This window comes from Aquincola tertiaricarbonis (assembly GCF_023573145.1).
GTDB lineage: Bacteria > Pseudomonadota > Gammaproteobacteria > Burkholderiales > Burkholderiaceae_C > Aquincola > Aquincola tertiaricarbonis_B.
On record NZ_CP097636.1, the window covers coordinates 2,114,096 to 2,130,940 of the forward strand.

The 16,845-nt window shown below is 69.7% G+C and carries 14 protein-coding genes; 10 read left to right on the plus strand and 4 right to left on the minus strand.

Translation table 11 applies throughout. The annotated features are described in order from the left end of the window. Positions 1-56 precede the first annotated feature (56 nt). From MW290_RS24025 to hemH, 3 genes are read left to right on the plus strand one after another with little or no spacing between them, the layout of a single operon-like run. Positions 57-1,022, plus strand: coding sequence for an adenylate/guanylate cyclase domain-containing protein (locus MW290_RS24025; RefSeq protein ID WP_250196871.1), 966 nt, complete (start codon positions 57-59; stop codon positions 1,020-1,022). 13 nt (positions 1,023-1,035) lie between these two features. After that, positions 1,036-3,951, plus strand: coding sequence for a hybrid sensor histidine kinase/response regulator (locus MW290_RS24030; protein ID WP_250196872.1), 2,916 nt, complete (start codon positions 1,036-1,038; stop codon positions 3,949-3,951). 13 nt (positions 3,952-3,964) lie between these two features. Next, positions 3,965-5,065: a ferrochelatase gene (hemH, locus tag MW290_RS24035; RefSeq protein WP_250196873.1), complete on the plus strand. Its 1,101-nt coding sequence runs from the start codon at positions 3,965-3,967 to the stop codon at positions 5,063-5,065. A 60-nt stretch (positions 5,066-5,125) separates the two neighbouring features. Here hemH and MW290_RS24040 read toward each other — a convergent pair whose 3' ends face one another. The 3 genes from MW290_RS24040 to MW290_RS24050 are packed head-to-tail and all read right to left on the minus strand — an operon-like array spanning position 5,126 to position 8,098. Continuing rightward, the gene (locus tag MW290_RS24040) at positions 5,126-6,607 is read right to left on the minus strand and encodes a tripartite tricarboxylate transporter permease (protein ID WP_250196874.1); all 1,482 of its coding nucleotides are present in this window, start codon (positions 6,605-6,607) and stop codon (positions 5,126-5,128) included. A gap of 10 nt (positions 6,608-6,617) precedes the next feature. Then, a complete protein-coding gene (locus tag MW290_RS24045; RefSeq protein WP_250196875.1) occupies positions 6,618-7,130 on the minus strand; it encodes a tripartite tricarboxylate transporter TctB family protein in 513 nt (170 codons plus the stop codon). 8 nt (positions 7,131-7,138) lie between these two features. After that, a complete protein-coding gene (locus MW290_RS24050) occupies positions 7,139-8,098 on the minus strand; it encodes a tripartite tricarboxylate transporter substrate binding protein (RefSeq protein WP_250196876.1) in 960 nt (319 codons plus the stop codon). Between the two features lie 121 nt (positions 8,099-8,219). Here MW290_RS24050 and MW290_RS24055 point away from each other — a divergent pair, with 121 nt between their 5' ends. The 7 genes from MW290_RS24055 (at position 8,220) to MW290_RS24085 (ending at position 15,684) form a co-directional block, all read left to right on the plus strand. Next, positions 8,220-8,882, plus strand: a complete 663-nt coding sequence (locus MW290_RS24055) for a response regulator transcription factor (protein WP_250196877.1) — start codon at positions 8,220-8,222, stop codon at positions 8,880-8,882. Next, positions 8,879-10,327 (plus strand): sensor histidine kinase, encoded by a 1,449-nt coding sequence (locus MW290_RS24060; protein ID WP_250196878.1) that lies wholly within the window; start codon positions 8,879-8,881, stop codon positions 10,325-10,327. Before MW290_RS24055 ends, MW290_RS24060 begins: the two co-directional genes overlap by 4 nt. Beyond that, complete coding sequence (locus MW290_RS24065; RefSeq protein WP_250196879.1) at positions 10,324-10,776, plus strand: Hsp15 family ribosome-associated heat shock protein; 453 nt, start codon at positions 10,324-10,326, stop codon at positions 10,774-10,776. Before MW290_RS24060 ends, MW290_RS24065 begins: the two co-directional genes overlap by 4 nt. A 94-nt stretch (positions 10,777-10,870) precedes the next feature. Then, a complete protein-coding gene (gene grpE / locus MW290_RS24070; RefSeq protein WP_250196880.1) occupies positions 10,871-11,461 on the plus strand; it encodes a nucleotide exchange factor GrpE in 591 nt (196 codons plus the stop codon). 73 nt (positions 11,462-11,534) lie between these two features. Next, entirely contained in the window at positions 11,535-13,478 is a 1,944-nt protein-coding gene (gene dnaK, locus MW290_RS24075; RefSeq protein WP_250196881.1) for a molecular chaperone DnaK, read from the plus strand. A 151-nt stretch (positions 13,479-13,629) separates the two neighbouring features. After that, positions 13,630-14,784, plus strand: a complete 1,155-nt coding sequence (gene dnaJ, locus MW290_RS24080) for a molecular chaperone DnaJ (protein ID WP_250196882.1) — start codon at positions 13,630-13,632, stop codon at positions 14,782-14,784. A 96-nt stretch (positions 14,785-14,880) separates the two neighbouring features. Then, positions 14,881-15,684 (plus strand): peptidoglycan-binding protein, encoded by an 804-nt coding sequence (locus MW290_RS24085; protein WP_250196883.1) that lies wholly within the window; start codon positions 14,881-14,883, stop codon positions 15,682-15,684. Between the two features lie 18 nt (positions 15,685-15,702). Here MW290_RS24085 and MW290_RS24090 read toward each other — a convergent pair whose 3' ends face one another. Continuing rightward, entirely contained in the window at positions 15,703-16,827 is a 1,125-nt protein-coding gene (locus MW290_RS24090; protein ID WP_250196884.1) for a PA0069 family radical SAM protein, read from the minus strand. Positions 16,828-16,845: the final 18 nt, after the last annotated feature.

Genomic DNA, 16,845 nt, shown 5'->3' on the forward strand with positions numbered 1-16,845 from the left:
GTTTCGGCCGGTAAACTCAGCCGGCCTGGCCATTCCTCATTTCTCGTTAGCGCCGCATGACCGTGATTGCCGAACGCACCGTCCTGTTTGCCGACCTGCGCGGCAGCACGGCGCTGTACGAGCAACTCGGCAATGCCGAGGCCAGCTCGGTGGTCACCCACACCGTCACGCTGCTGGTGCGCGCCGTCACCGATTGCGGCGGCCAGGTGGTCAAGACCCTGGGCGACGGCCTGATGGCGGTGTTCGATTCGTCGGTGGACGGCGTGGAGGCCGCCGCCCGCATGCACGATGCGCTGGACCAGCTGCTGTCGCGCGGCCGTGCGCACGGTGCCTCCCCCGGGCTGCGCTCGCTGCGCATCCAGGTGGCGCTGGCCCGCGGCGAGGTGGTGGAGATGGGCGGCGACTGCTTCGGCGACGCCGTCAACGTGGCGGCCCGGCTGATCGACCATGCCGGCGACAACGAGACGCTGATCACCGACGCGGTGCTGCGCGGCCTGCCCGCGCAGCAACAGCAGCAGCGCTTCCGCAGCCTCGACTGGATGCACCTGCGTGGCCGGGCCGATCCGGTGCTGGTGCACCTGCTGGGCGACAGCCGCGCCGACATGGACGCCACCACGCAGTTCGACCCCGTCTCACCGCTGGCCGAGCCCGATGCCATCCGCCTGGTGTGGGGCGATGTGGAGCGCGTCTACATCGCCGACCAGACGCCGGTGATTCTGGGCCGCAGCCCGCAGGCCAGCTTCTGCGTGGACGACTCGCGGGTCTCGCGCTCGCATGCACGCATCCAGTGGCATGGCGGCGCCATCCAGCTCACCGACCTCAGCTACAACGGCACCTACGTGCGCTTCGGCGACGACACCAGCATCCTGGGCCTGCGCCGCAGCAGCTGCACGCTGTACGGCCGCGGCGGCATCGGCCTGGGCGGCAGCCCGCTGGAAAGCACGTCGCCCATCGTGCGCTTCGAGGTGCTGCGCTTCGGCGACACACAGGCCGGCGGCCTGGACGACCCCACGCCGCCGTGAAGCGGCTCGTTGTATGAGCCTGCCCTTCCCCGCCTCCGCGGCCGCTGAAGGCTGGTCGCCCCCTGCCCTGGCCGACGGCCTGGAAAGGCTGGACGCCAGCCCCGACGCCGCCTTCGATGCCCTGGTGCGCCAGGCCGCCCGCACCGCCGCCGGCCCGATCGCCGCGCTGACGCTGTTCACGCGCCAGCGCAGCTTCACCAAGGCGGCGGTGGGGCTGATGCGCAGCGAGGCCACCCACCTGCACCCGCTGTGCGAACAGGTGCGCCGGCACGGCCATGCGCAGGTGCTGTACGCGCTGGAAACCGCCCTGCCCGCCGACGGGCCCGCGCGGCCTGCGGCCCGGGCCCTGGGCGTGGCGGTGTATGCCGGCGTGCCGGTGCGGGTGCACGGCCATGCCGTGGGCACCTTGTGCGTGATGGGCCCGCACACGCTGGCGGTGCCCGATGCGGTGCTGCAGGGCCTGCACGACCTGGCCATCGCCTGCGGTGGCCTGATCGAGAGCCGGCTGGCGGCCCAGGCCCTGCTGCCGGCCGCCACACCGCCCGCCCCCGCCGACGACGTGCTGCGGCGTGCCCATGAACTGCTGACGCAGACGCTGGACGGCCTGGCCGGCAGCGTGATGATCAGCGGGCCCGATGGCCGCATCCTGCTGGCCAACCAACGCTGGCACCGCCAGATCGGCGCGCTGCTGCCCAAGGGCTGCGACCACTGGCCCACCGCGGTGCGGCACCTGGCCGCGAACGGCCACTACCAGCAGGCCATCGGCCGCGAAGAAGCCTTCGTCGCCTGGCGGCTGTCGCTGCCCGCGGCCGTGCCGCGCCCGCAGGAAACGCAATGGCGCGGCGGCTGGGTGGTGCTCAACGACCGCAAGCTGCCTGACGGCACGGTGGTGCACCTGTCGATGGACATCACCGAGCGCCACCGCCGCGCCGATGCTCTGGCCGAGGAGCAGGGCCGCGCCCGCACCTCCGATGCGCGGCTGCGCGCGGTGCTGGCGGCCGTGCCCGACCTGTGGTTCGTCGTCACCGACGAAGGCCGCTACAAGCATTGCGGCACGCCCGATCATCCTTCGCTGGTGCTGCCGTGGTCCAGCCTGGAAGAACGCACCCTGGCCGACGTGCTGCCGGCGCCGCTGGCGCAGTCGCTGGGCGAAGCGCTGCGGCAGGCGCGTGCGACCGGCCGCACGCAAAGCCTGGAGTACGAGCTGCCGCTGCGCGGTCGCACGCATTGGTTCGAGGCCCGCGTCTCGCCCATGCCCGGCGGTGAGCAGCTGTACATGGCCCGCGACGTGACCGACCTGCGCGCGCTGGCCGCCGAGCTGCGGCTGAATGAGGAGCGCTGGAAGTTCGCGCTAGAGACCGCCGGCCATGGCGTGTGGGACTGGGACGCCGACACCGACACCACCTATTTCTCCGCCGCCTGGAAGCAGATGCTGGGCTGCCAGGAAGACGAGCCCTGCCACCGCGACGACTGGGCGGCCCGGGTGCACCCTGACGACCTGCCCGCCGCGCTAGGGGCGCTGGAGGCCTACCAGCGCGGCGATGCGCCCGGCTACGAGGTGGACTACCGCATGCGCCACACCGATGGCCGCATCGTCTGGGTGCGCGACCGCGGCCGCATCGTGGCCCGGCGGCCCGACGGCAGCGTGCGCCGCATGGTGGGCACGCAGACCGACATCACCCGCCAGCGCGCGGCCGACGCCGCGCTGCGTGACAAGCAGGCCGCCGAGCTGGCCAGCCGCAGCAAGAGCGAGTTCCTCTCGCGCATGAGCCACGAGATGCGCACGCCGCTCAATGCGGTGATCGGCTTCGCCCAGCTGCTGCGGCTGCAGGGCGGCGTGCGGCTGGACTACGTGGACCATGTGCTGCAGGCCAGCCAGCACCTGCTGACGCTGATCAACGACGTGCTGGACCTGCAGCAGGTGGAAGAAGGCGGCCTCAACCTGCAGCCGCGGGTGATCGATCCGGTGCCGCTGGTCGCCGCCTGCGCCACCATGCTGCGGCCGCTGGCCCAGGCGCGCGGCGTGAGCCAGGTGCTGCCGGCCACCCCGCCCGGCCACGGCCCGGGCCCGCGGCTGGTGGCCGACGAGCAGCGGCTGCGCCAGGTGCTGCTGAACCTGGGCTCCAACGCCATCAAGTACAACCGGCCCGCCGGCCGTGTGGTGTGGGAGATCGAGGCCGACGCGGACGGCCCGGTGCACATCACCGTGCGCGACACCGGCTCCGGCATGACGGAGGACCAGCTGGCACGGCTGTTCCAGCCCTTCGAGCGCCTGGGCCGCGAAGCCAACATCGAGGGCAGCGGCCTCGGCCTGCTGATCGCCAGGCGGCTGGTGGGCGACATGGGCGGCCAGGTGAACCTGAGCAGCCAGCCCGGCGTGGGCACCTCGGTGCGGGTGAGCCTGCCGGCGGCCCCGGCCGAGGCTGCCTCGGCGCCTGCCGCCGACGCGCTGCCCGCTACCGCTATCGCCTCAGCCTCAGCCACGGCCGATGCCGACCTCTCCGCCCCGGTGACGGCCCCAGAACCGACACCCGCAGCCCCGCCCCCCACCCGCCGGCTGCAGGTGCTGTACCTGGAGGACAACCGCGTCAATGCGCTGCTGTTCACCGAAGCCCTGCGCTCGCGGCCCGACATCGAGACCCACGTGGCCGACTGCGGCGAAGAACTGTTCGAGATGCTGCCCCGGCTGCAGCCCGACGTCTTCGTGCTCGATGCCCACCTGCCCGATTGCAGCGGCTACGAGGTGCTGGCCCGCCTGCGCGCCATGCCGGCGCATGCCGACACCCCGGCCTACATGTGCTCGGCCGATGCCGCGCCCGAGGACCTGGCCCGTGCCCAGGCTGCGGGCTTTGCCGGCTACTGGCCGAAGCCGCTGGACTTGTCCCGTATCCTCGCCGACCTTGGCCGGCTGGCGGCCAACCTCCCCTGACGACTTCCACCGCATGACGACCCGAACCGACACCGCCTGGCGCCACGGCACTCCGCAGCGCACCGCGGTCCTGCTCGTCAACCTGGGCACGCCCGACGCGCCCACCGCGCCCGCGCTGCGCACCTACCTGGCCGAGTTCCTCGGCGACCCCCGCGTGGTCGAGATCCCGCGTGCGGCCTGGCTGCCCATCCTGCACGGCGTCATCCTGCGGGTGCGGCCGGCCAAGTCGGCCGCCAAGTACGCCAGCATCTGGACGCCCGAAGGCTCACCGCTGGCGGTGTGGACCCGGCGCCAGACCACGCTGCTGCAAGGCCACCTGGGCGAGCGCCTGGGCCAGCCCGAGCCGGCCGTGCTGGTGCGCTACGCGATGCGCTACGGCAACCCGTCCATTCCGTCGGTGCTGGACGAGCTGAAGGCCCAGGGCGCCACCCGCATCCTGGTGCTGCCGCTGTACCCGCAGTACGCCGGCTCCACCACCGCCACCGCCAACGACAAGATCAACGAGTGGCTGGCACGGCAGCGCCGCCAGCCGGAGCTGCGCTTCGTCAACCACTACCACGACGATCCCGGCTACATCGGCGCGCTCGCCCGCCGCGTGACCGACCACTGGGCCACGCAGGGCCGGGGCGAGAAGCTGGTGCTCAGCTTCCATGGCGTGCCTGAGCGCACGCTGCACCTGGGCGACCCGTACCACTGTGAGTGCCACGTCACCGCGCGCCTGTTGCGCGAGGCACTGGGCCTGCGCCCCGACGAGCTGCAGGTCACCTTCCAGAGCCGCTTCGGCAAGGCCAAGTGGCTGGAGCCGTACACCGAGCCGACGCTGATCGCGCTGGCCCAGCAGGGCCTCAAGCGCGTGGACGTGATGTGCCCCGGTTTCACCTCCGACTGCCTGGAGACGCTGGAAGAAATCAACCAGGAAGCGCGCGAAGCCTTCCTGCATGCCGGTGGCCAGGCCTTCCACTACATCCCCTGCCTGAACGACCAGCCGCAATGGATCAGCGCACTGGCCGCCCTGGCCGAGCGCCATCTGCAGGGCTGGGACGTGCGTGGCAAGCCGGCGGCCGAACTCAACGCCCAGCGTGAGCGGGCCCTTGCCATGGGCGCAGCAGACTGACGATGAAATGAAAAAGGCCGCCTGCAAGAGGCGGCCCTTTTTAGCCATGCGCCTGGCGCGTCAGCGCCGGATCATCTTCACCAGCCGCGGCAGCACCAGCACCGCGACGATGCAGGCCAGCAGCGTGGCCGACATCGGCCGCTCCCACAGGATGCTCCACTTGCCTTCGCCGATGGACAGCGCATTGCGCAGCTGCGCCTCGGCCAGCGGGCCCAGGATCATGCCGATGACCACCGGCGCCGCCGGGAAGTCGAAGCGCCGCAGCACCAGGCCCAGCAGGCCCACGCCATACAGCAGGAACAGGTCGAAGGCCGACTGCCGCATGCCGTACACGCCCACGGTCGCGAAGATCAGGATGCCGGCATACAGCTGCGCCTTGGGCACCTTCAGCAGCTTGACCCACAGCCCCACCATCGGCAGGTTGAGCACCAGCAGCATCACGTTGCCGATGTACAGCGAGGCGATCAGCGCCCATACCAGCGTGGCATTGGTGTCCAGCAGCTGCGGCCCGGGCTGGATGCCGTAGTTCTGGAACGCACCCAGCAGGATGGCCGCGGTGTTGGAGGTGGGAATGCCCAGCGTCAGCAGCGGAATCAGCGTGGCCGTGATGGCCGCGTTGTTGGCCGCCTCGGGGCCGGCCACGCCTTCGATGGCGCCGGTGGTGCCGAACTCTTCCTTGTGCTTGGAGAACTTCTTCTCGGTCGCGTAGCTGAGGAAGGTCGGGATCTCGCTGCCGCCCGCCGGGATGGTGCCGAACGGAATGCCGATGAAGGTCGCCCGCAGCCAGGCCGGGATGGAGCGCTTCCATTCCAGCTTGGTCATGTGCACCTTGGTCAGCTTGTTCTGCGTCTCCACCACGCGGCCTTCGAACAGCACCACGTGCAGCGCCTCGGCCACCGCGAACAGGCCCACAGCGATCAGCACCACCTCCATGCCGTCCATCAGCTCGGGCACGCCCAGCGTGTAGCGCGCCTGGCCGGTGATCTGGTCGATGCCGATCAGGCCCAGCGCCAGGCCGATGAACAGCGAGGTGAAGCCACGCAGCGTGCTCTTGCCCAGCACCGAGGTGACGGTGGCAAAGGCCAGCACCATCAGCATGAAGTACTCGGGCGGGCCCAGCAGCACCGCATACTTGGCCACCACCGGCGCCGCGATGGTGACCACCACGGTGGCGATGGTGCCGGCCACGAAAGAGCCGATGGCCGCCGTGGCCAGCGCAGCGCCCGCGCGGCCGTTCTTGGCCATCTTGTTGCCCTCCATCGCGGTGACCATGGAGGCCGCCTCGCCCGGGGTGTTGAGCAGGATGGAGGTGGTGGAGCCGCCGTACATCGCACCGTAGTAGATGCCGGCGAAGAAGATCATCGAGCCGGTGGGCTCGACCTGCAGCGTGATGGGCAGCAGCATGGCCACCGCGGTGGCCGGGCCGATGCCCGGCAGCACGCCGATGGCGGTGCCGATGGTGCAACCCAGCAGCGCCCACAGCAGGTTGATCGGGGTGCCCGCGGTGGCAAACCCCTGAAGCAGTTGATTCCAGACGTCCATGGGGTGCCGTTCAGATCCAGCCGGAGGCCGTGAGGCCGGGAAGGTTGATGGCCAGCAGCTTGGTGAACAGCCAATACACCGGGGCCGCGATGACGAGGCCCACCAGCAGGTCACGCACCAGCGTGGCCGGCCGCAGGTCGGGGTGACCCTGCGAGGCGCGGTAACCGCGGGTGGCCAGCACGAAGCACAGCGCGCAGCTGAGGATGAAGCCCAGCGTGGTGATCAGCGCGGCATTGAGCAGGATGCCGGCCGACACCGCGGCAAAGCCGATCCAGCACGGCTTGCCGTCGCCTTCCACCTCCGGCGCGGGGCCGTCGTCTTCCATGTTGCGGAAGCCGCCGGTCAGCGCCTCCCACAGCAACCACAGGCCGCAGACGGCCAGCGCGGCGGCCACCACCCAGGGCACGAAGTTGGGGCCAATGCCGGCGTAGCCGGCCTCGGAGCTGATGTCGCGGGCACCGGCCGCAAGCAGTCCTGCGACCGCCAGCGTGCCGACGGCCACCAGTGTTTGGGAGCGCTGCATGGGGGCGGTCAGATCATCCCGGACTTGGCCATGATCGCCCGCAGCGAGGCGAATTCATCGTCCACGAACTTGTCGAAGGCCGGGCCGGTGAGCACGGCCGGCGTCCAGCCGTTGCGCTCGATCGCCTCGGCCCAGGACTTGTGCTTGGTCGCGGTGACGATGGCGTCGGTCAGCACCTTGCGCTGCTCGGGCGTGATGCCGTTGGCACCGAACACGCCGCGCCAGTTGCCGATCACCACGTTGTAGCCCATCTCCTTCATGGTCGGGATGTCCTGGCCGGGCAGGCGCTTTTCCGAGGTGACGGCCACGGCGCGCATCTTGCCGGCCTTGATGTACTCGGCGAACTCGCTCAGGCCGCTGCCGCCCACCGACACATTGCCCCCCAGGATGGCGGCGGTGGCCTCACCACCCCCCCGGAAGGCCACGTAGTTGATCTTGGCCGGGTCCACGCCCACGTCGCGCGCCAGCATCGCGGCGGCGATGTGCTCGGTGGAGCCACGCGAACCGCCGCCCCACTTCACGCTGCCGGGGTCCTTCTTCAGCTGCGCGACCACGTCTTCCATGGTCTTGAAGGGCGAGTTGGCCGGCAGCACGAACACGTTGTATTCGCTGGACAGGCGCGCGATCGGCGTGGCCTGCGACAGCTGCACCGGCGGCTTGCCAGTGATGATGCCGCCCAGCATCACCGCGCCCATCACCATCAGCGAGTTGCCGTCGCCCTTGGTGCTGTTGACGAACTGGGCCAGGCCGATGGTGCCGGCCGCGCCGCCCTTGTTCTCGTAGCTCACGGTGGCCGCGGCGCCGGAGTCGATCAGGGCCTTGCCCAGCGCACGGCCGGTGGTGTCCCAGCCGCCGCCCGGGTTGGCCGGGATCATCATCTTCAGGTTGGACGCAGCCCAGGCCGACATCGGCAAGGCGCCGGAAGCGGCCAGGGCCGCCAGGGATTTCAGGAAGGTGTCGCGACGCATGGTGTCTCCAGACGGAAGCGTTCTAGTGAAAATGCCGGGGCGATCTTCGCCAAGAAAGCTGTCAAACGGCTGTCCAACCACCTAGGGAAAGCGCTAGGCCCCCCGGCCCGGCTGCGCATGCATGAAGCTGCTGCTCATCGAAGACAACCCCACCATGCAGACCACGCTGCAGCGCTCGTTCCAGCGCCGCGGCTTCCAGGTGGTGGTGTGCGGCGAAGGGGGCCGCGCCCTCGACCGCTGGGCTGCCAGCGTGCCCGACGTGGTGCTGCTGGACCTGAGCCTGCCCGACGTGGACGGGCTGGACGTGCTGGCCCAGGCCCGCCAGCGCGGCTACACCACGCCGGTGCTCATCCTCACCGCCCGCAGCACCGTGGGCGACCGGGTGCTGGGCCTGAACACCGGTGCCGACGACTACCTGGCCAAGCCCTTCGACCTGGACGAGCTGGAAGCCCGGGTGCAAGCCCTGGCCCGCCGTGCCGGCAAGGCCATGGCGCCGGCACCCGAGTTCTGCGGCCTGCGGGTGGACGCGGCCAGCGGCGCCATCTACCACCTGGGCCAGCCGATGGACCTGTCGCCGCGCGAGGCGGCGCTGCTGCGCGGCCTGCTGGCCCAACCCGGCCAGGCGGTGGCCCGCGAGCGGCTGTTCGAGCTGGTGTTCCCGGGCGATGCCAGCGCGCAGGCCGAGGCCATCGAGGTGGTGGTGTACCGGCTGCGCAAGCGCCTGGCCGGCACCGGCGCCCAGCTGGTCACGCTGCGCGGCCTGGGCTACCTGCTCAAGGGATGAAGCCGCCCCTCCTGATGCGGCTGCGCCGGCGGCTGGCGCGGCTGTCGGTGCGCAGCCGGCTGCTGTGGGGCCTGCTGCTGCCCATGCTGGCGGTGGTGGCGCTGAACACCGCCAGCTTGTATAGACAAGCCTTGCGCTCGGCCAACACCGCCTACGACCGCACGCTGCTGGCCTCGGCCAAGTCCCTGGGCGAGCTGCTGGCGGTGGAACGCGTGGCCGGCCGCCAGCGCGTCACCACCTCGGTGCCCTACTCCGCGCTGGAAGCCTTCGAGTCCGACAACCGCAGCCGCATCTTCTACAAGGTGCTGGGCTTCGACGGCGAGCTGGTGGCCGGCTACGCCGACCTGCCCGACTGGCGCGGCCAGCTGCCGCCCAAGGGGCCCTACGCGGCCCTGGTGGACTTCTACGACGACTTCTACCTGGACCAGCCGGTGCGGGTGGCGGTGCTGCTGCAGCCGGTGGCCAGCGCGGCGGGCATGGGCACGGCCACCATCCTGGTGGCCGAGACGCTGGAGCTGCGCCAGACGCTGGCGCGCCAGATCCTGGTGGACACGGTGTGGCGCCAGGCGGCGCTGCTGGCGGTGCTGGCGCTGGTGGTGGTGCTGGTGGTGCAAAGCGCCACCCGCCCGGTGCGCGAGCTGAGCGCGCTGCTGCGCCAGCGCCGCGAAGGCGACCTGACGCCGGTGGAGGCGCAGGGCGCGCCGCAGGAGCTGCGGCCGCTGATGGAAGCCACCAACGAGGTGATGCAGCGCCTGCAGCACCTGCTGGACCACCAGAAACGCTTCGTGCGCGATGCCTCGCACCAGCTGCGCACGCCGCTGGCGGTGCTGAAGGCGCAGGTGCAGTCGGCCCAGCGCGGCGACGTGCCGCCGGCGCAGGCGCTGCAGGAGATCGCCACCACCGTGGAGGGCGCCACCGACCTGGCCAACCAGATGCTGGCCCTGGCCAAGCTGGAGCAGCTGCGCCAGCAGGGCGCACCGGCCGCTGAAGACTGGGCGCCCATCGTGCGCCAGGTGGCGCTGGACATCGCGCCGCTGTCGGCCGACCGCGGGCTCGATTTTTCGCTGGACACGGTGCCGGCCCGGGTCTGCGCCCATCCCTGGGCGCTGCGTGAACTCACCCGCAACCTGCTGCACAACGCCATCAAGCACGGCCCGCCGGGCAGCGCGCTGCAGGTGCGGCTGGCAGTGGACGGCGGCGAGGCCGTGCTGACGGTGAGCGACGAAGGACCGGGCATCGGCGAGCCGCTGCGCCGCCGGCTGTTCCAGCCCTTCAGCGCCGGCGAGCCAGGCAGCGGCTCGGGCCTCGGGCTCGCCATTTGCCGCGAAATCGTCGAGCCGCTGGGCGGCCGCATCGCGCTGGACAACCGGCCCGGCCCACAAGGGGTGCAGGGGCTGGACGCGGTGGTGCGGCTGCCGCTCGCGGACAATGCCGGCCGCCCATGACGAGCAAACCCAAAAACGACGACAGCGAGCGCGACGGCCCCCGCCTGGACAAATGGCTGTGGGCCGCGCGCTTTTTCAAGACCCGCTCCCTGGCGGCCGACGAGATCGGCAAGGGCCGGGTGAGCGTGAACGAGCAGGTGGCCAAGGCCTCGCGCGAGCTGCGCGTGGGCGACCAGGTGCAGTTCCGCCAGGGTCCGGTGCAGCGCACCGTGCGGGTGCTGGGCCTGAGCCACGTGCGCGGTCCGGCGCCGGTGGCCCAGGCGCTGTACGAAGAAACGCCCGAAAGCATCGCGCGCCGCGAACTGATGGCCCAGCAGCGGCGCCAGGGCGTGGAGCCGGCCGCCAGCATCGAGCAGGGCCGCCCCACCAAGCGCGACCGCCGCACCCTGACCGATTGGCAGCGCTGGAGCGCGTCGGTGGACGATGCGGTCGGCGACGAAGATTCCTGACCGATTTTCATCAACCTTGCTGCGTGCAGGCCCTCTTGAAACCGGGCAATCGCTCCCCAAGTCCCTCGCAGCTCCCTCTTTGCTTGAAACAACGATGACGTCGAACGACCCTTCCCAACCCGGTTTCAACGCCGCCGGCCAGCCGGCCGACGCCACCGCACCCGGCACCACCGCCGCCCCGGAGGCGGCTGCCCCGGCACCTGCGCCTGCGCCGGAAGCGGCTGCGCCCTCGGCCGAGGCCCGCCTGGCCGAGCTGGAAGCCAAGCATGCGGAGGTGGCCGACGCCTACCTGCGCTCCAAGGCCGAGGCGGAGAACACCCGCCGCCGCGCCGAGGAAGAAGTGGCCAAGGCCCGCAAGTTCGCGGTGGAAGGTTTTGCCGAGTCGCTGCTGCCGGTCAAGGACAGCCTGGAAGCGGCCATCGCCATCCAGAACGCCACCACCCAGCAAATGCTGGAAGGCGTGCACGCCACGCTGCGCCAGCTGACGCAGGCGCTGGAGCGCAACAAGGTGGTCGAGATCACGCCGCCGGCCGGCACCAAGTTCGACCCCCACCAGCACCAGGCCATCAGCGTGGTGCCGGCGGACCAGGAAGCCAACACGGTGGTCGCCGTGCTGCAAAAGGGTTATCTCATCGCCGAGCGCGTGCTGCGCCCGGCGCTGGTGACGGTGTCGGCGCCGAAATAAAGCCCTTGAAAAACAGCCGGGTTATCCACAACTCGGACCCAAGCAGATTTTTTGAGATTCAGGAGAACAGAACATGGGCAAGATCATTGGCATCGACCTCGGCACCACCAACTCGTGCGTCGCGGTCATGGAAGGCAACACCACTCGCGTGATCGAGAACAGCGAAGGTGCACGCACCACGCCGTCGATCATCGCGTACCAGGAAGACGGTGAGATCCTGGTCGGCGCCGCCGCCAAGCGCCAGGCCGTCACCAACCCGCGCAACACGCTGTACGCGGTCAAGCGCCTGATCGGTCGCAAGTTCACCGAGAAGGAAGTGCAGAAGGACATCGACCTGATGCCTTACACCATCGCCGCCGCCGACAACGGCGACGCCTGGGTGGAAGTGCGCGGCAAGAAGCTGGCGCCGCCGCAGGTCAGCGCCGAAGTGCTGCGCAAGATGAAGAAGACCGCCGAGGACTACCTGGGCGAGGAAGTGACCGAGGCCGTGATCACGGTGCCTGCGTACTTCAACGACGCGCAGCGCCAGGCCACCAAGGACGCCGGCCGCATCGCGGGCCTGGATGTCAAGCGAATCATCAACGAGCCCACCGCCGCGGCCCTGGCCTTCGGCCTGGACAAGCACGGCAAGGGCGACCGCAAGATCGCGGTGTACGACCTGGGCGGCGGCACCTTCGACATCTCGGTGATCGAGATCGCCGACGTCGATGGCGAGAAGCAGTTCGAAGTGCTGTCCACCAACGGCGACACCTTCCTGGGCGGTGAAGACTTCGACCAGCGCATCATCGACTACATCATTGCCGAGTTCAAGAAAGAACAAGGCGTCGACCTGACCAAGGACGTGCTGGCCCTGCAGCGCCTGAAGGAAGCCGCCGAGAAGGCCAAGATCGAGCTGTCGAACTCGTCGCAGACCGACATCAACCTGCCCTACATCACGGCCGATGCCTCGGGTCCGAAGCACCTGAACATCAAGCTCACCCGCGCCAAGCTGGAAAGCCTGGTCGACGAGCTGATCGAGCGCACGATCGAGCCCTGCCGCATCGCCATCAAGGATGCCGGCGTGAAGGTCGGCGACATCGACGACGTGATCCTGGTCGGCGGCATGACCCGCATGCCCAAGGTGCAGGAGAAGGTCAAGGAGTTCTTCGGCAAGGAGCCGCGCAAGGACGTCAACCCCGACGAAGCCGTCGCCGTGGGCGCCGCCGTGCAAGGCCAGGTGCTGGGCGGTGAGCGCAAGGACGTGCTGCTGCTGGACGTCACCCCGCTGAGCCTGGGCATCGAAACCCTGGGCGGCGTGATGACCAAGATGATCAAGAAGAACACCACGATCCCGACCAAGTTCAGCCAGGTGTTCTCCACCGCCGACGACAACCAGCCGGCGGTGACCATCAAGGTGTTCCAGGGCGAGCGCGAGATGGCCTCGGGCAACAAGAGCCTGGGCGAATTCAACCTGGAAGGCATTCCGCCGGCCCCGCGCGGCGTGCCCCAGGTGGAAGTCACCTTCGACATCGACGCCAACGGCATCCTGCACGTGAGCGCCAAGGACAAGGGCACCGGCAAGGAAAACAAGATCACCATCAAGGCGAACTCGGGCCTGTCCGAGGCCGAGATCGAGAAGATGGTGAAGGACGCCGAGCTGAACGCCGCCGAGGACGCCAAGAAGCTGGAGCTGGTGCAGGCCCGCAACCAGGGCGAGGCGCTGGTGCACTCGGTCAAGAAGAGCGTGTCCGAGCATGGCGACAAGCTGGATGCGCCCGAGAAGGAAAAGATCGAGGCCGCGCTGAAGGACCTGGAAGAGTCGCTCAAGGGTGAGGACAAGGCCGACATCGACGCCAAGACCGAAGCCCTGATGACCGCCAGCCAGAAGCTGGGCGAGAAGATGTACGGCGATGCGCAGGCGGCTGCCGCCGGCGCGGCCGGTGCAGCGGGTGCCACCGAGGGCGCGGCCCCCAAGAGCGAAGCACGTGCCGACGACGACAACGTGGTCGACGCCGACTTCAAGGAAGTGAAGAAGTGACGTGCTGAACGACGGCGGCGGCCCTGCCCGGTCCGCCCCCGACGTTCCTTGACTGCGCCGCGTCCGGGCGCGGGGTTGGCGTGAAACATGCCTCCCCGCCCCGGCGCGGCTTACTCGCTTGATTGAGCCCGTTTTTTGATGGCAACCCTCAATGGCAACTAAGCGCGACTACTACGACGTGCTCGGTGTTCCCAAGAACGCCGATGACGACGTCATCAAGAAGGCCTACCGCAAGCTGGCCATGAAGTACCACCCCGACCGCAACCAGGGGGAGGACGCTAAGAAGGCCGAGGAGAAGTTCAAGGAGGCCAAGGAGGCCTACGAGATGCTCTCCGACGCGCAGAAGCGCGCGGCCTACGACCAGTACGGCCATGCGGGCGTCGATCCGAACATGGGCATGGGCCGCGGCGGCCCGGGCCAGGAAGGTTTCGGCGGCTTCGCCGAAGCCTTCGGCGACATCTTCGGCGACCTCTTCGGCGCCCAGGGTGGCGGCGGCCAGCGTCGGGGCGGCGGCCAGCAGGTCTATCGCGGCAGCGACCTGTCGTACGCGATGGAAATCACGCTGGAAGAAGCGGCCAACGGCAAGGAAACGCAGATCCGCATTCCCACCTGGGACACCTGCGAGACCTGCAAGGGCTCGGGCGCCAAGCCCGGCACCAGCCCCAAGACCTGCACCAGCTGCAACGGCAGCGGCACGGTGCACCTGCGCCAGGGCTTCTTCAGCATCCAGCAGACCTGCCCGCACTGCCACGGCAGCGGCAAGATCATCCCCGAGCCCTGCACCACCTGCAACGGCGCCGGCAAGATCAAGCGCCAGAAGACGCTGGAGGTGAAGATCCCTGCCGGCATCAACGAAGGCATGCGCATCCGCTCGGCCGGCAACGGCGAGCCCGGCACCAACGGCGGCCCGCCCGGCGACCTGTACATCGAGATCCGGATCAAGCAGCACGAGATCTTCGAGCGCGACGGCGACGACCTGCACTGCTCCGTGCCCATCGGCCTGGCCACTGCGGCGCTGGGCGGCAGCATCGAGGTGCCCACGCTGGGCGGCAAGGCCGAGATCGAGCTGCCCGAAGGCACGCAGCACGGCAAGACCTTCCGCCTGCGCGGCAAGGGCATCAAGGGCATCCGCAGCAGCTACCCGGGCGACCTGTACTGCCACATCGCGGTGGAAACGCCGGTCAAGCTCACCGAGCACCAGCGCAAGCTGCTCAAGGAGCTGGACGAGTCCTTCAAGAAGGGCGGCGACAAGCACTCGCCCAACGCCAAGAGCTGGACCGACCGGGTCAAGGACCTGTTCAAGTAAGGCCGACGATCTGGGGATGCCGCCCGCCCGGGGCGGGCATGCCACTGCTATAAGCCGGTGCAGCGCCGAGCTGCATCCGGCGCGCAGGGGTCATGCATGGCGATGCTCCAGATCGGTGACAGCGGACCGGCGGTCCGCAAGCTGCAGCAGGCGCTGCTGGCAGCGGGCTTCAATCCCGGCAAGGCCGACGGTGACTTCGGCGCCGGCACCGAAGCCGCGGTGATGGCCTTCCAGCACAGCGCCGGCCTGCTGCACGACGGCATCGCCGGCCCCCGCACCTTGCGGGCGCTGGGTTTGGCCCGCAGCGACAAGCTGCCCTCGGCGGTCGACCGCTTCTCGGTGCAGGTGGTGGCGCAGATGTTCCCGCAGACGCCGCTGGCGCCCATCCGCGAGCACCTGCCGCCGGTGCTCCATGCCATGAAGGCCGCCGGCCTGGCCGACCGCGTGATGCTGCTGGCCGCGCTGGCCACCATTCGGGCCGAGACCGCGGGCTTCCTGCCCATCGACGAAGGCCCGTCGCGCTTCAACACCTCGCCACGCGGCCACCCCTTCGACCTGTACGACCGCCGCGCCGACCTGGGCAACCATGGTGAGCCGGACGGCGCCCGCTACAAGGGCCGCGGCTTCGTGCAGCTGACGGGCCGCCACAACTACACCGTGTATGCCGAACGCCTGCAGCAACCGCTGGTGGAGCAGCCCGAACTGGCCAACACGCCCGACGTGGCCGCCGCGGTGCTGGCGGCCTTCTTGAAGGACCGTGAGCTGCAGATCAAGTCGTCGTTGATGGAAGGCGACCTGCGGGCGGCGCGCCGCGCCGTCAACGGCGGCAGCCATGGCCTGGAGGCCTTTGCGGAGGCCTACCGTGTGGGCGACATGCTCACCGACGACGAGGACCTTTGAGCTGGGACGAGCCCGCTTCTAGAACAGGCTGCCCTGCGCCTGCTGCGCCGCCGTCTGCGGCCGGCGGAACTGGCTGAAGTCGAGCGGGATGCGCTCACGGTCCAGGCCCAGGCGCGCGGCCGCTTTCTTCACCCGCTGGTGCAGCAGCTCGGCCCACACGCCTTTCCCGCGCATGCGGCTGCCGAAGTGGGCGTCGTTGTCCTTGCCGCCGCGCATCTCGCGGATGCGGGCCATCACGCGATCGGCCCGGTCAGGGAAGTGCTGCTGCAGCCACTGCTGGAAGAGCGGATTCACCTCCCAGGGCAGACGCAGCACGATGCTGAAGGCGGTGCTGGCGCCTGCCTCGGCCGCCGCCGCCATGATCTGCTCGACCTCGGGCTCGTTGATGAAGGGAATGACCGGCGATACGCTGACGCCCACGCGGATGCCGGCCGCCGACAAGGCCTTGACCGTCTGCAGCCGGCGCTGGGGCGAAGCCGCCCGCGGCTCCAGGATGCGGGCCAGCTGGGGGTCGAGCGTGGTGATGGAGACGTAGGCCGAGGCCATGCGGCGGGCGGCCATCGGCGCGATGAGGTCGATGTCGCGCTCGATGCCGGCCGACTTGGTGATGACCGAGAACGGATGCTGTGCCTCGGCCAGCACCTCGATCACCGAGCGGGTGATGCGCAGCCGCCGCTCCACCGGCTGGTAGGCGTCGGTGGCCGAGCCGATGTTCAGCGGCAGGGGCTGGTAGCCGGGCCGGGACAGCGCCTGCCGCAGCCGCTCGGCCGCGTTCACCTTGGCGATGATGCGGGTCTCGAAATCCAGCCCCGGCGACAGGTTGAGGTAGCTGTGCGTGGGCCGCGCGAAGCAGTAGATGCAGCCGTGCTCGCAGCCCCGGTAGGGGTTGATCGACAGGTCGAAGGAGATGTCGGGCGAGTCGTTGCCCGACAGGATGGACTTGACGTTTTCTTCCACCAGCTCGGTGCCAGGGGCCACGTGCTCTTCTTGTGCGGCCTGCTCCAGCGCACCCCAGCCATCGTCGAAGGCTTCTCGCGCGTCGGAGGTGAAGCGGTGCTCGATGGCCCACACCGTGCCCCGGCCCTTGACGGGCGAACGGGGCGAATAGAGCAAGGTGGCGGCGGGTTGGGCATCGGGGCGCATACTGTTAATATATACAGT